General features: G+C 58.5%; 12 protein-coding genes. 7 read left to right on the top strand and 5 right to left on the bottom strand.

What is annotated here, in order from left to right:
• Positions 1-13: 13 nt before the first annotated feature.
• The 3 genes from AC2FFB_RS07105 to AC2FFB_RS07095 are packed head-to-tail and all read right to left on the bottom strand — an operon-like array spanning position 14 to position 4,417.
• Positions 14-1,048 (bottom strand): ACP S-malonyltransferase, encoded by a 1,035-nt coding sequence (locus tag AC2FFB_RS07105; protein WP_282021580.1) that lies wholly within the window; start codon positions 1,046-1,048, stop codon positions 14-16.
• On the bottom strand, positions 1,045-3,237 hold the full coding sequence (locus tag AC2FFB_RS07100) for a dehydrogenase E1 component subunit alpha/beta (protein WP_496693645.1): 2,193 nt from the start codon (positions 3,235-3,237) through the stop codon (positions 1,045-1,047). Before AC2FFB_RS07100 ends, AC2FFB_RS07105 begins: the two co-directional genes overlap by 4 nt.
• A 10-nt stretch (positions 3,238-3,247) precedes the next feature.
• Positions 3,248-4,417, bottom strand: a complete 1,170-nt coding sequence (locus tag AC2FFB_RS07095; RefSeq protein ID WP_496693680.1) for a pyridoxal phosphate-dependent aminotransferase — start codon at positions 4,415-4,417, stop codon at positions 3,248-3,250.
• A gap of 98 nt (positions 4,418-4,515) precedes the next feature.
• Here AC2FFB_RS07095 and AC2FFB_RS07090 point away from each other — a divergent pair, with 98 nt between their 5' ends.
• The gene (locus AC2FFB_RS07090) at positions 4,516-5,409 is read left to right on the top strand and encodes a LysR substrate-binding domain-containing protein (RefSeq protein WP_496693644.1); all 894 of its coding nucleotides are present in this window, start codon (positions 4,516-4,518) and stop codon (positions 5,407-5,409) included.
• A gap of 55 nt (positions 5,410-5,464) precedes the next feature.
• Here the strand turns inward: AC2FFB_RS07090 and AC2FFB_RS07085 are convergent, their stop codons facing one another.
• The gene (locus tag AC2FFB_RS07085; RefSeq protein ID WP_496874706.1) at positions 5,465-6,622 is read right to left on the bottom strand and encodes an acyl-CoA dehydrogenase family protein; all 1,158 of its coding nucleotides are present in this window, start codon (positions 6,620-6,622) and stop codon (positions 5,465-5,467) included.
• Between the two features lie 106 nt (positions 6,623-6,728).
• Positions 6,729-7,304: a TetR/AcrR family transcriptional regulator gene (locus tag AC2FFB_RS07080; RefSeq protein ID WP_496874705.1), complete on the bottom strand. Its 576-nt coding sequence runs from the start codon at positions 7,302-7,304 to the stop codon at positions 6,729-6,731.
• Between the two features lie 296 nt (positions 7,305-7,600).
• Here AC2FFB_RS07080 and AC2FFB_RS07075 point away from each other — a divergent pair, with 296 nt between their 5' ends.
• The 6 genes from AC2FFB_RS07075 to AC2FFB_RS07050 all read left to right on the top strand — a co-directional run bounded on the left by AC2FFB_RS07075 (position 7,601) and on the right by AC2FFB_RS07050 (position 12,847).
• Complete coding sequence (locus AC2FFB_RS07075; RefSeq protein WP_142635774.1) at positions 7,601-8,065, top strand: nuclear transport factor 2 family protein; 465 nt, start codon at positions 7,601-7,603, stop codon at positions 8,063-8,065.
• Positions 8,066-8,137: 72 nt separating this feature from the next.
• Entirely contained in the window at positions 8,138-8,698 is a 561-nt protein-coding gene (locus AC2FFB_RS07070; RefSeq protein ID WP_496874704.1) for a pyridoxamine 5'-phosphate oxidase family protein, read from the top strand.
• A gap of 47 nt (positions 8,699-8,745) precedes the next feature.
• Positions 8,746-8,907, top strand: coding sequence for a hypothetical protein (locus AC2FFB_RS07065; protein WP_496790931.1), 162 nt, complete (start codon positions 8,746-8,748; stop codon positions 8,905-8,907).
• A gap of 103 nt (positions 8,908-9,010) precedes the next feature.
• The gene (locus AC2FFB_RS07060; RefSeq protein ID WP_496874703.1) at positions 9,011-11,491 is read left to right on the top strand and encodes a heavy metal translocating P-type ATPase; all 2,481 of its coding nucleotides are present in this window, start codon (positions 9,011-9,013) and stop codon (positions 11,489-11,491) included.
• Positions 11,488-11,877 carry a Cu(I)-responsive transcriptional regulator gene (cueR, locus tag AC2FFB_RS07055; protein ID WP_142635768.1) on the top strand — a complete coding sequence of 130 codons (390 nt, stop codon included), beginning with the start codon at positions 11,488-11,490 and terminating at the stop codon, positions 11,875-11,877. Before AC2FFB_RS07060 ends, cueR begins: the two co-directional genes overlap by 4 nt.
• Before the next feature lie 97 nt (positions 11,878-11,974).
• Positions 11,975-12,847, top strand: a complete 873-nt coding sequence (locus tag AC2FFB_RS07050) for an NAD(P)-dependent oxidoreductase (RefSeq protein WP_281972465.1) — start codon at positions 11,975-11,977, stop codon at positions 12,845-12,847.
• The last annotated feature ends 90 nt before the right edge of the window (positions 12,848-12,937 follow it).

The raw sequence follows: 12,937 nt of genomic DNA, 5'->3' as shown, positions 1-12,937 counted from the left end.
TTAGGACGCGGGATCAGGTCGTCGCAAGAGCCCTTTGATCCTCACGCCCCATCGCGATCAGGAAAGGCCGCGCCTTTTGCTGCGACTGAAACGCTGCCCGATCGCACATCCCCTGCCACCCGGCCAGAACCAGCGATTGCGCAACGGCACCGCCCAAAGTCGCTCCGGGGCCTGTCACGATGAACAGGTCAGGCGCGAATTCGCGCGCGGCGGTCTGGATTGCGCGGGTGAAGTCATAGGCAGCGGTCACCTGATGTCCCAGGGTGTAATCCCACAGTGCCTGCGTGTCCGTCGCACCCGGCCACCAGATTTTGCCACGCCCGTCGATCAGAGGCCGGTCAGGCTGTTTGAACAGCTCCGCACCAAGTTGCGTGCGCCCTTCCGCAGCCACCGGAGCTTGAAGGTGGGTGTGAAATGCGGCGTGATTTGCCAACCTCATGGGGAACCTGTCTTGCACACTCGGCCACGATGCCTCGAACGCTCGCAAGCCCTCTTCGTTGCCCGCCAGAACCAGCATTCCACCCAGATCAATCGACAATGCCAGAACCTGACCGTCCTGCGCGTTGATCCGCGCCACATCGGCCAGCAATTCAGCCTTACGCTGTGGGTCATCCGCCCAGCTATTGTCTGTGAATGGGTATACGAGCTGCCCACCAATTAGGTGGTCCTGCATCAACGTCCCCATTGTATTCACCACACGAAAGCCATCCTCAGGCGACACCGCGCCTCCGGCGGCGAGGGCGATGTACCAGCCCATCGAGTTGCCGGTGACAGCCACCACTTCAATGTCATCGGCCAGCACCTGAGCATCAGCCAAAGAGGCCGCATAAATCAGGGGTGAGGCCACATCACCGCGCGAGTACTTACTGACCGTGAACCGATCAGCACCGTCCAGCGCCGTGACTGCCGCTTGCCCCGCATTGGCGCGGATGGCGTCAAACCCGCCAATCATCTGCATCCGGTTTGCGTGATGACGGTGCAAATACCCCAGCTCGGCCTTGTTATAGGTGCCCCGACCCGGGCAGATCACAACGGCGGTACGGGTCATGAGCGGTTTCCAGTCAGATTGAGCGCAGCGGCGACAATATTATCCTTTGACGGCAATGGCGCAGCATATGCAGGCCCGGTCGCGATAAAGCTGTCTTCTGCCACTACCCGGGCGATTGGGGTGTCGGGGCTTTCTTCGACGAAGAAAGTTGTCAGCGCCTCTGACTGGCTTCCGGTCCGGCGGCATTCGTCAACGACCAGAATATGCGCACAGGTTTTGCTGGCCTCGCGCAACGCTTCTGCAGGTAATGGAGCCAACCATCGCATGTCGATAATCCGGGTTCGGATCCCTGCGGCCTCAAGTTCGGGCAAGGCTTGCCGCGACAGGTAGTGGCCGTTGCCATAGGTCACAATCGCCAGATCGGTGCCGTCCCCCTGTACCCCGACCTCGCCCAGGCGGATGCTGCGATCCGGCGAAGGATAGGTCGTCATCCATCCGGCATCCTGCGCCTGATGAAGGTCGCGCATCGGATAAAGCGCAATGGGTTCCAAGAATGCCACGACGCGTTGTTCTTCGCGCGCCAGCCTTACGCATTCGCGCAGCATCTGCACCGCGTCCGAACCGGTCGAGGGGCAGGCAATGATCACACCGGGAATATCGCGCAGAACGGCCAGAGAGTTGTCGTTGTGGAAATGCCCTCCAAACCCCTTCTGATATCCCAGCCCCGCGATCCGCAGGACCATCGGGTTGGTGAATTGCCCGTTCGAGAAAAACGGCAAGGTCGCGGCCTCGCCCCTGATCTGGTCCTCGGCATTGTGCAAATAGGCAAGAAACTGAATTTCAGGGATCGGGACAAAGCCGTTATGCCCCATACCGATGGCCAGCCCCAGAATGGACTGTTCGTCCAACAGCGTGTCGATCACCCGATCCGGGCCGAACCGCTGTTGCAGCTTTTGGGTCACGCCATAGACGCCACCCTTGCGTCCCACATCTTCGCCCATACACACGATCTCGGCGTGTTCCAGCATCAGATCGGTCAGTGCCCAGTTGATCAGACGACTCATCGGCTGGGGATCGTCCATCGCGCGCATGTCGCCGCCAAAAGCGGCTGCACGGGCCTCGGCCCCCGGACCATTGGTGGGTTTGCAGGTGCGTTTTGGTGGGATCAAGCTGGCCATGACTTCGGACGCGGTGGTCAGATGCGGGCGGGTCACGGCCTCTGCCGCGATCCTGTCGGTGCGGGCGCAGGTATCCTGATATATCTTCAGCGCCTGATCCGACGATAGCGCCCCGGCCTGTTCCAACAGCCGCACCGAATGCAGCAGCGGATCATTTGCCTCATCAGCTTCGACTTCGGATTTCGCCATATAGGTCGTCGGGACGTCCGCCCCCGCATGGCCATAAAGCCGAACGGTTCTTAGATGCAGGAAAGCCGGTTTGCGCCGAGTGCGCACGTATTCCGCTGCCTCTTTCGCAACCGCATAGGTTTCGAAAATATCCAAACCGTTGGCCTGAAAATATTTGATCCCCGGCCGGTGCTGCATCGACGCTTGAACCCATCCCTTTGGCGTTCTGACCGAGATACCGATCCCATTATCCTCACAGACGAACAACAGGGGCAAAGGGGTCGACTGTACGCTGGTCCACCCCGCCGTATTGATCGCCCCCTGCGCAGTCGAGTGGTTGGCCGATGCGTCCCCGAAGGAACACATGGCGATCCCGTCGGCAGGCAGTTCGCGATGGTCGGGCGGGTGCCGCCGTGCCGCGCCAAGCGAATAGGCCGCACCCACAGCTTTGGGCAGATGACTGGCGATGGTCGAGGTCTGCGGCGGGATCATCAGCGCCTTTGAGCCCAGTACCTTGTGCCGACCACCCGAGATCGGGTCCTCTTTCGAGCAGGCGAAACTCAGCAACATATCCCAGGCGATTTGCTGGCCCGGCACTTGTTCGGAACGTGCGATCTGAAAGGCGGCATCCCGGTAGTGCAGAAACGCGATATCCGTGGGCCGCAGCGCGTGGGCGACAGCCGCCATGCCTTCGTGGCCGGACGAGCCGATCGTGTAGAACCCCTGCCCCGCCTTCTGCATCGCGCGGCTGGTCCGGTCCAACGCCCGGCTGAGAACCTGCGACCGGTACAGCGACACCGCCTCGGTATTGCTAAGTCCGGGGCGCGGGGCTGCGCCGTCAGGCAGGTGGCCTTGCGCCACACGTGTCAGGAAATTCTCATGAACGATCTGAGCGCGATCCATGGCGGCCCCTCTACTTCAATCTGGCGGTCGCAACAGAAATGCGCCGCAACCCTTCTTGCAGGCTTTCGGTGGCGTAAGCAAAAGAAAGCCGCAGATGGCCCGGCAAACCAAAGGCACGCCCCGGCACCAGTGCCACCCCGACTTCGTCCAGCAGATACCGGCAGAATTCGTGATCGACCGGCATTTCAGCCGGTGTTTTGGGAAAGACATAGAACGCGCCATCCGGAACGGCACACTCCAGACCCGCGGCATTCAACCTAGCAACCACAAGATCACGGCGTGCTCGCATCGCCTGCAGGCGTTCGCCCAAAAGCGTTTGCGGCCCGGTAATCGCAGCCAATGCTGCCGCCTGCGCGATGGAACATGCGCCTGATGTAATCTGCCCCTGAACAGCGGTCATCGCCTTGATCAAGGGTGATGGCCCGATTCCCCAACCGATCCGCCACCCGGTCATCGAATAGGCCTTGGAAACTCCATTTACGGTCAGCACTCTATCCGCCAGATGCGGCACGGCCTGAACAAATGGCGTGAAGGGAACATAGGTCAGGTGTTGGTAGATCTCATCCGAGATCACCCAAACATTGGGATGCCTGTCCAAAACGCGACCCAGGGCCTGCATTTCCGATTCAGTATAGACCGCGCCGGTCGGGTTTGAGGGCGTGTTCAGCAAAAGCCAGCGAGTGCGCGGCGTAATTGCGACCTCAAGCTGTGCTGGGGTCAGCTTGAACCCCTGAGAAACCGGACAGTCCAGGACAACCGGAATACCGCCGGACAACCTGACCATATCCGCATAGCTGGTCCAGAACGGCGCCGCGGTAATAACTTCATCCCCGGGATCGAGCGTGGCCATCAGCGCCCCGGACAAAACCTGTTTAGCACCGGTCGAGACGATCACGTTTTCCGGCTGGACACTGGCCCCGACGGCGATAGCCGCCCGAACGTCCGGCGCCCCTGCCGTCGCCGGGTACCGTGTTTGCCCGGCCAGCGCCGCTTTATGGGCCGCTTCGACCACATGTTCAGGGGTCGGAAAATCAGGTTCGCCAGTACTGAGCGCGACCACATCGACACCCTGCGCCTTAAGGCGCGCAGCCTGCTCAGAGATCTGAACAATCTCTGACAACTCAATCCCGCGCAGCCTGTCTGCACGCCTAAAACTATCTGCTGCGATATCCCTGGACACTGCCAACGTCTCTCTTGACCAAAATATTCATTTGGTATCGGGCTGGCGGGCCCTAAAAGCCAGTGATATTCCATCCGAAAGGTATGAGGAATTATCATATGATCGCCCCCCGTCGTTTTCTGCCGTCTATCCCCTCTCTGCTGGCAATCGAGGCCGTTGACCGCCTTGGCAGTGCTTCGGCGGCAGCGGAAGAGCTTTCGCTGACCCAAAGCGCCATCAGCCGACAGCTCAAGTCGATGGAGGAACAGCTGGGCATCGAACTGATCCAGCGAACCCAGATGCGGCTGCAGCTTACCCCGGCGGCAAAAGAATACGTTCAGGTCGCGCGCAAAAGCTTGCACCAACTGGCGCAGGCCTCCCTAAAACTCAGAGCCAATCCGACCGGAGGATCGCTGAACCTGTCGATCCTGCCAGCGTTTGGGATGCATTGGCTGGCGCCGCGTCTTCAGGACTTTGCCCGCCGACATCCCGAGGTGACCGTCAATCTGAACACCCGGCTTCGCCCCTTCGATTTCGAAACGGAACATTTCGACGCCGCGATTCATTTCGGACGTCGAGATTGGCACGGCGTCAACTACCTGCCGATCATGCGTGAAAACGTTGTACCGGTTTGCGCCCCGGAAATTCTGCCCAAAAACCCGGAACAGATTGACTGGCTAATGAATGCCCCGCTGCTGCACCTGGAAACGCGCCCTGATGCCTGGGAGCAATGGTTTGCCGCACAAGGGCTTGTGGCATCCGGGCTTGGCGGCATGTTGTTCGACCAATTCTCGACCATGGGACAAGCCACAATTCATGGGCTTGGGGTGGCGCTACTGCCCAGCTATCTGGTCGAAGACGACCTGAAAACCGGGCGACTCGTTCCCGCCTGGAAAGGCCCGGGCGTCAGTCTGGGCGATTTCTTTCTGGTCTGGCCGCAATCCCGGGTGGCATCCGAGCCGCTGAAGTCGTTCTGTTCTTGGCTGCAAGGCCAAGTCGACCAAATCTCGTGACCGGGCCATTCCGACCACCCTAGAAAACTGCGGGGCGGGAGCGTTCCGAACAGGATTATGTGTCCAACGACCGAGCAATGAGTTCCTTCATGATCTCATTTGTCCCGCCATAGATCATCTGAACCCGCGCATCCGCGTAAAGCCGAGCAATCGGATATTCCATCATGAACCCATAGCCGCCAAACAGCTGCAGACATTCGTGCATGATCTCATTCTGCACCTCAGACCCCCAGTATTTGGCCATCGACGCGGTCGATGCATCCAAAGTTCCAGCCTCAAGTCGGGCAATACAGTCGTTGACAAAACTGCGCAGCACTTCGGCCTTGGTTTTACACTCGGCAAGCTTGAAGCGGGTATTTTGGAAATCCATCACGCGCTGACCGAAGGCTTTGCGCTCCTGCGTGTATTTCACTGTTTCGGCAATCGCGAAATCAATCGCACCCAGGGCACCGATTGCAATCGTCAGGCGTTCCCAGGGAAGTTGCCGCATAATCTGGTAAAAACCCTGCCCCTCTTCCGCTCCAATCAGGTTTGTCATCGGGACCTTGACGTCCTCAAAGAACAGCTCGGCCGTGTCATTGGACTTCATGCCCAGTTTCTTGAGGTTCCGCCCCTTGCGGAACCCATCTGCGCCCTGCGTTTCGACCGCGACCAACGATACCCCTTTCGACCCTTGGGTCTTGTCGGTCTTTGCGGCCACAAGGATCAAGTCCGCAGATTGCCCATTGGTGATAAAGATCTTGGATCCGTTCAGACAGTAGGAGTTACCGTTCTTTTCTGCAGTTGTGCGGATCGACTGCACATCCGAACCGGTTCCGGGCTCTGTCATGGCCAGCGCGCCGACCATCTCGCCCGAGGCGAGTTTCGGCAGCCATTTCAATTTTTGATCTTCGCTGCCATAAGCGGTGATATAGTGGATGACAATCGACTGGATCGCATAGCCCCAACCGGAATCTCCGTGCGAGGTCTGGGCGTACATGGTCAGAGCATCAAATCCCATGCCACCACCGACACCGCCGTGTTCTTCGGTGATCGCGCCAGCCATCAGTCCCATGTCACCGGCCTTGCGCCAGAACGCACGATCAACAACCCCGTTTTCGGTCCAGCGCTCGATATTGGGCACCAGTTCGTCCTGCATGAAACGGTCCGCCATTTCGGCAAACATCTGGTGCTCTTCTGACACCCAGCTGGATGTAGGGGTAATAAGAGACATTGCGCATCCTCCAAGATCAACTTGCTGCCAGCGTAATTTGGACCGCCAAGTAATCCAATGCGTTGGATGAAACGCTACGCAACGTCTTTTGGAAGATTTCGCCGGGTCACTGGATCGGTGCGGCCAACGCGTTTTCCAGCAAGACCCGCGCTGCAGCTTTGGCATCTTGCGCGGGATCACAGCTTTTCAACAGAACCGCCGTCACGATTGCCCCTTCTTTCAGCAGAAGGATCTGACCTCCCAGGCTTTCAGGGTCGAAGGCACCGGCTTTGCGGGCCAGATCCGTGAAATATTCCAACAACAACCGCTTGTGCTCCGCCGCCTGCACGTGGATCGGGTGCTCTTTCTCCTGGAACTCGGCGCCAGCCTTGATGAACATGCAGCCGCGAAACCCGTCTTCGGCGAACCACTCGCCCAGTGCATCAAAGCTTGAAATCAACTGGTCCGCAGGGGTGTCGGCCAATTCCTCGACACGACGCATGAACCAGTTGCGGAAATTCTCGTCCCGCAAGCGCAAAGCCGCCAGTATCAGATCTTCCTTGGTGCGGAAATGTTTGTACATCGAAGTCTTCGACACACCCGTCTCAGCCACCAGCTTGTCCATGCCGGTCGCATGAAAACCGTCACGATAAAAGACCTTTAGGGCCTTGCGGACCAGCTCATCCCTTTTGTTTGGGCGCATGATTCGCCTCCTATACGTACCGATCTGTACATAATTGTACCCTCCATAATCCGCAAGGGCCACCAATGTTCAGGAAATTCTCTTTATTTTCCACCTGGATAGAGAAAAATTTTAGATATTTTACAGGCGCCCCTTGCAAATAGGTACCGATCAGTACACCTAAGCAACATGATGTACCGATCAGTTAACCATGGAGCCGTCATGAAACGCCGTACCAGCCCCTTCAACCGCCAGTACATCCCAATTCTGTTGACCCTTGCGCTGCTCGCTGCATCGCTGACCTGAAGGATCATGACATGAGCCGCCCCCCTCTGCCGCCATTCACTGCTGAGACCGCTACACAAAAGGTCCGCATGGCTGAAAATGCTTGGAACAGCCGCGATCCGGATATCGTGACGCCCGCCTATACCGAGGACAGCCAATGGCGGAATCGGGCCGAGTTTGTCGCGGGCCATGCTGAAATTCACGCGCTTTTGACCCGCAAGTGGAGAAATGAGCAGGAGTACCGGCTGATCAAAGAACTCTGGGCCTATTCGGAAAACCGTATTGCCGTGCGCTATGCCTATGAATGGCGGAACGACAGCGGCCAGTGGTTCCGCTCATATGGTAACGAGAACTGGGAATTCGATAGGGATGGTCGGATGGCCAAACGTCATGCCTCGCTGAACGACCTTCCGATCAGGCAACAGGATCGGGTTTTCCTTTGGCCTCTTGGTCCGCGCCCTGACGACCATCCCGGCCTGTCTGATCTGGGCCTGTAGAAAGGACCTATTATGCCACGTGCTTTTTCCAAACTAACCTTCACGCCTGCCGTTCTCACCCATCAAGAAAGGATGGGATCGGCAAAAATCTATGCGAAATTCCTGGAAAGCGGCTCTGTGCAGGGTCACGAAATCAGAGCCGCCGAAAAAGAGTTCATCGAGGCCCGCGACGGGTTCTACCAATCAACCGTGTCCGAGACCGGCTGGCCATATGTGCAGTATCGTGGCGGACCCGCGGGGTTTTTACGAGTACTTGATGCGCAGACCATCGGGTATGCTGATCTTTCGGGCAACAAACAGTATATCTCGCGCGGGAATTTGGATGGCAATGACCGGGTTGCGCTGATCCTGATGGATTATGCCAACCAGCGACGCCTGAAAATACTTGGGCGTGTCGAAATTGCCGAAGGCGCTGCGGCGGCTGCCAGCCTCTCCCCTGAAGGCACCCAGACCCCGGCCGAACGCGCCGTCATTATCAAGGTCGAAGGTCTGGACTGGAATTGCCCAAGTCACATTACCCCACGATTCACCGAGGCCGAGCTGCGCCCCCACCTGAACGAATTGGGTCAGCAGCTGGCCCAACTTCAGGCAGAAAATGACCGGCTGAAACGGGAATTGGAAAATAAGAAATAAGCCCCAGTGCCAAGCATTCCCCAACTTGTGATTCAAGGACTGACACCATGATAACGTTAACGCTTCACCGAGCCTTCATAGTCCTGTTTGGTTTCGCTCTGTCGATTGCCTTTCTTATGCTGGGATTTTTCGCATCCCCCGAAGCTGTTCGGACATCCCCGCCCGCGCTTTATAATTCGCTGCTGCTGGAAAAACTGGCCCGAGACTAAGAACCATACGGCCCTCGAAACAAGAGATTGTGCCTGAATCATGATCTCTGCCCTTGACCTTCCTGTGACTGGAACCTCCATCTAGGGTTGGAAACAGGACAGGATGAGTCGATTGGCCACCCCACATGCTATCAGACTGAAGGTCACCGGAATGAACTGCGCATCCTGCGTAGGCCGCGTGGAATCTGCGTTGCGCAATGTTCCCGGGGTTACCGAGGCTTCGGTCAACTTCCCAACCGAGACTGCACAGGTCACTTATGACGGGCCGATCAGCGACCTGACCGGCGCGCTGGACAAAGCTGGTTATCCGGTGTCAGTGGCAGAAGCCGTTCTGCAGATTGACGGTATGAGTTGTGCTTCTTGCGTCGCAAGGATTGAACGAGCACTCTGCGCAGACCCGGCCGTCATAAGTGCTCGGGTCAACCTGGCCACTGAAACCGCGACCATTCGTTTTGCCGACGGGGCAACTGATCCTGTGAAGCTGGCGCAGCTAAGCACCAAAGCGGGCTATCCGGCGCACCCTTCCAGGATGGCCGAAAGCAACGATGAGAAACCGGGCGAAGCCTCTGCGCTGATCCGCACCACCCTGATCGCTGCGGCGCTGGCTTTGCCCGTGTTTATACTCGAGATGGGCGGGCACATGATCCCAGCCTTTCATCACTGGGTTCAGGCAACAATCGGGATTCAGACCAGCCATATCATCCAGTTTGTCCTGACGTCGGTTCTGCTGATCGGCCCCGGAAGGGTGTTCTATGCCAAGGGTATCCCGGCCTTGCTGCGCGGGACACCTGATATGAATGCGCTGGTCGCGATGGGAACCGGTGCCGCCTATCTGTATTCCGTCCTGGCCACCTTTGCGCCTCAGGTTCTGCCACAAGGCAGTGCAAATGTGTATTTCGAGGCCGCCTCGGTCATCGTGGTCCTTATCCTGCTAGGTCGCGCGATGGAGGCGCGGGCAAAAGGCCGGACCGGGGCCGCCATTCGCAAACTGGTCGGGCTTCAACCGAAAACAGCCCGGCTAGAACAGGACGGGGGCACGGTCGATCGACCCATATCCGAAATACTGGTTGGCGATGTGCTGCAGATCCGACCCGGAGAGCGCGTCCCAGTCGATGCTCAGGTGTTGGACGGCACCTCATACGTGGATGAAAGCATGATTACCGGCGAACCCGTTCCTATAGGGAAATCGGCCGAAGATCAGGTGATAGGGGGCACGGTCAACGGCACGGGCGCGCTGCGCGTGCGCGCCACGCGTGTTGGGTCCGAAACGGTGCTGGCGCAGGTCATCCAGATGGTTCAGCAAGCTCAGGGTGCCAAGTTGCCGATACAGGGGCTAGTCGACCGGATCACGGCGTGGTTTGTTCCCGTTGTGATTGGCGTTGCCCTACTGACCATTGCGATCTGGCTGATCTTTGGCCCTGCGCCTGCCTTGCCGATGGCGCTGGTCGCAGGGGTTTCGGTTTTGATCATTGCCTGCCCCTGCGCCATGGGGCTGGCGACTCCGACGTCGATCATGGTGGGCACGGGGCGCGCGGCTGAACTGGGCGTGCTGTTCCGCAAAGGCGATGCTTTGCAGCAGTTGCAACAGGCCAAGATCATCGCTTTGGACAAGACCGGGACTCTGACACTGGGGCGCCCTGAACTGGCGAATGTCACGACCATAAATGGGTTTGACCGCGATACCGTTTTACGGCTGGCCGCTGCGGTCGAGGCGCGATCCGAGCATCCGATTGCCACGGCCATCACGCGGGCCGGACCGGCGGACCTGCCCCCTATCGCCGGCTTTGAATCGTTGACTGGGCTGGGCGCCCGCGCGTCTGTCGATGGGCACGATCTGTTGATCGGCTCACCCAGATTAATGGCGCAGAACGGCATTGATCTATCCGCGCTGAGCCAACAGGCCGACCAGCATGCCGCCGAAGGGGCAACCCCCGTATTCGTCGCGATCAACGGTCAGGCTGCGGCACTTCTTACGGTCTCGGATCCGGTCAAACCGGGCACGATCGAAGCTTTGCACCGGCTGCACACTATGGGCCTAACGCTGGCGATGGTCACCGGGGACAACGCCCTGACTGCGCAGGCTTTGGCAGACAAGCTGGGCATCGATCATGTCACAGCCGAGGTCCTGCCGGACGGAAAGCTCGCTACAATCAACGCCCTGCGCGACCAGTTCGGAGAGCTGGCCTTTGTCGGTGACGGGATTAACGACGCCCCGGCATTGGCTGCGGCGGATGTCGGCATCGCTATCGGCACGGGTACAGATGTGGCGATTGAAACGGCGGATGTGGTGCTGATGGCGGGCGATCTGCGCGCCGTTGCCAATGCAGTTGAAATCAGTCGCCGGACCATGAGCAATATCCAACAGAATCTGGGCTGGGCGTTTGGATATAATGTTTTGCTGATACCTGTCGCCGCCGGGATTCTGTATCCTTTTGGCGGCCCGCTTCTTTCCCCGGTTCTGGCGGCTGGAGCCATGGCTTTGTCCAGCGTCTTTGTCGTCACCAACGCGTTGCGACTTCGCAGGGTTCGCGCCAGCCTGCCCGAGGGATCACATACGGCGGCTCCACAAATGGTGACGTCATGAATATCGGCGACGTTTCCAACCAAACCGGTCTCCCGGCCAAGACCATCCGCTATTACGAAGATATCGGACTGATCAAACCGCTGCGCGATGATAATGGCTATCGCCGGTTCCGCAGTCAGGATGTGCACAAACTGAACTTTTTGGGCCGGGCCCGCGCATTGGGATTTACGATCGAAGATTGCCGGACCCTGATGGCCTTGTATGAGGATGAAACCCGCGCAAGTGCAGATGTGAAGAAGGTTGCCCGCGCGCATATGGTCCAGATCGAAGCGAAGATCGCCGACCTTAATGCGATGCGCGATACGTTGGGTCATTTAATTGACGCCTGCGCCGGCGACGACAGGCCTGATTGTCCGATCCTGAAGGATTTGGGCGGACAACCCTGACACGGGGTTGCCCTTTGTCTTCAGCTTTGCTTTGTCTCTGCCAAACAATCCGGCTTGCGGCGTCTGACCGGACCCGGACAGCAGAGAGGTTCACCAAATGGCAAAAGTTGCGTTCCTTGGTTTGGGTGTCATGGGATATCCAATGGCCGGCCACCTGCAGGCTGCAGGTCATGAGGTCACGGTTTTCAACCGAACAACCGCTAAGGCCGAGGCTTGGGTCGCCCAATATGGCGGCTCAATGGCCGCTACCCCGCGCGAGGCGGCTGAGCGAGCCGAGTTTGTCATGGCTTGTGTGGGCAATGACGATGATCTGCGCATGGTCTGCACCGGCGACGATGGTGCCTTCGGCGCAATGTCAAGCGGCGCGGTTTTCGTCGACCATACGACCGTCTCGGCAAAGGTAACCCGAGAGCTTTATGGCGCGGGCAAAGCCGCAGGGATTGCCTTTGTGGACGCGCCGATTTCGGGCGGTCAGGCCGGGGCTGAAAACGGCGTTCTGTCGATCATGTGCGGGGGGGATCAGGCTGCCTATGACGCGGCCGAGCCCATTATGCAGGTCTATTCCAAAATCTGTCGCCGCATTGGGGACAGTGGCGCCGGTCAGATGACCAAGATGTGCAACCAGATCGCCATTGCCGGACTGGTTCAGGGCCTCAGCGAGGCGCTGCATTTTGCCGAAAAAGCCGGGCTGGATGGCCGGGCGGTTGTGGAAGTGATCAGTCAGGGGGCCGCAGGCAGTTGGCAGATGGCGAACCGCTATGAAACCATGTTGGACGATCATTTCGAGCACGGTTTCGCGGTGGACTGGATGCGCAAGGATCTGGGAATTTGCTTGGATACCGCAGATGAAACAGGGGCATCCCTGCCGGTGACGGCTTTGGTTGATCAGTTCTATAAGGATGTGCAGAAAATGGGCGGGAATCGGTGGGATACTTCCTCGCTTATTAAACGGTTGCGCGCATTGGGGTAACGGGAAAAGGGGGCTGTCTGCCCCCTCTTGGCCCGCAGGGCCAATTCACTCCCGAAGATATTTTTAGCCAGATGAAAAGGACCCCGGTTT

The sequence above is a fragment of the Ruegeria sp. YTSA219 genome (genome assembly GCF_059609985.1).
The sequence above is the reverse complement of the archived record's forward strand: the minus strand, read 5'-3'. Positions and strand labels throughout refer to the sequence as shown.

Coding starts and splice junctions, on each gene's coding strand:
- AC2FFB_RS07105 (WP_282021580.1), bottom strand. CDS start 1,048: ATGACCCGTACCGCCGTTGTGATCTGCCCGGGTCGGGGCACCTATAAC.
- AC2FFB_RS07100 (WP_496693645.1), bottom strand. CDS start 3,237: ATGGATCGCGCTCAGATCGTTCATGAGAATTTCCTGACACGTGTGGCG.
- AC2FFB_RS07090 (WP_496693644.1), top strand. CDS start 4,516: ATGATCGCCCCCCGTCGTTTTCTGCCGTCTATCCCCTCTCTGCTGGCA.
- AC2FFB_RS07085 (WP_496874706.1), bottom strand. CDS start 6,622: ATGTCTCTTATTACCCCTACATCCAGCTGGGTGTCAGAAGAGCACCAG.
- AC2FFB_RS07080 (WP_496874705.1), bottom strand. CDS start 7,304: ATGCGCCCAAACAAAAGGGATGAGCTGGTCCGCAAGGCCCTAAAGGTC.
- AC2FFB_RS07075 (WP_142635774.1), top strand. CDS start 7,601: ATGAGCCGCCCCCCTCTGCCGCCATTCACTGCTGAGACCGCTACACAA.
- AC2FFB_RS07070 (WP_496874704.1), top strand. CDS start 8,138: ATGGGATCGGCAAAAATCTATGCGAAATTCCTGGAAAGCGGCTCTGTG.
- AC2FFB_RS07065 (WP_496790931.1), top strand. CDS start 8,746: ATGATAACGTTAACGCTTCACCGAGCCTTCATAGTCCTGTTTGGTTTC.
- AC2FFB_RS07060 (WP_496874703.1), top strand. CDS start 9,011: ATGAGTCGATTGGCCACCCCACATGCTATCAGACTGAAGGTCACCGGA.
- cueR (WP_142635768.1), top strand. CDS start 11,488: ATGAATATCGGCGACGTTTCCAACCAAACCGGTCTCCCGGCCAAGACC.
- AC2FFB_RS07050 (WP_281972465.1), top strand. CDS start 11,975: ATGGCAAAAGTTGCGTTCCTTGGTTTGGGTGTCATGGGATATCCAATG.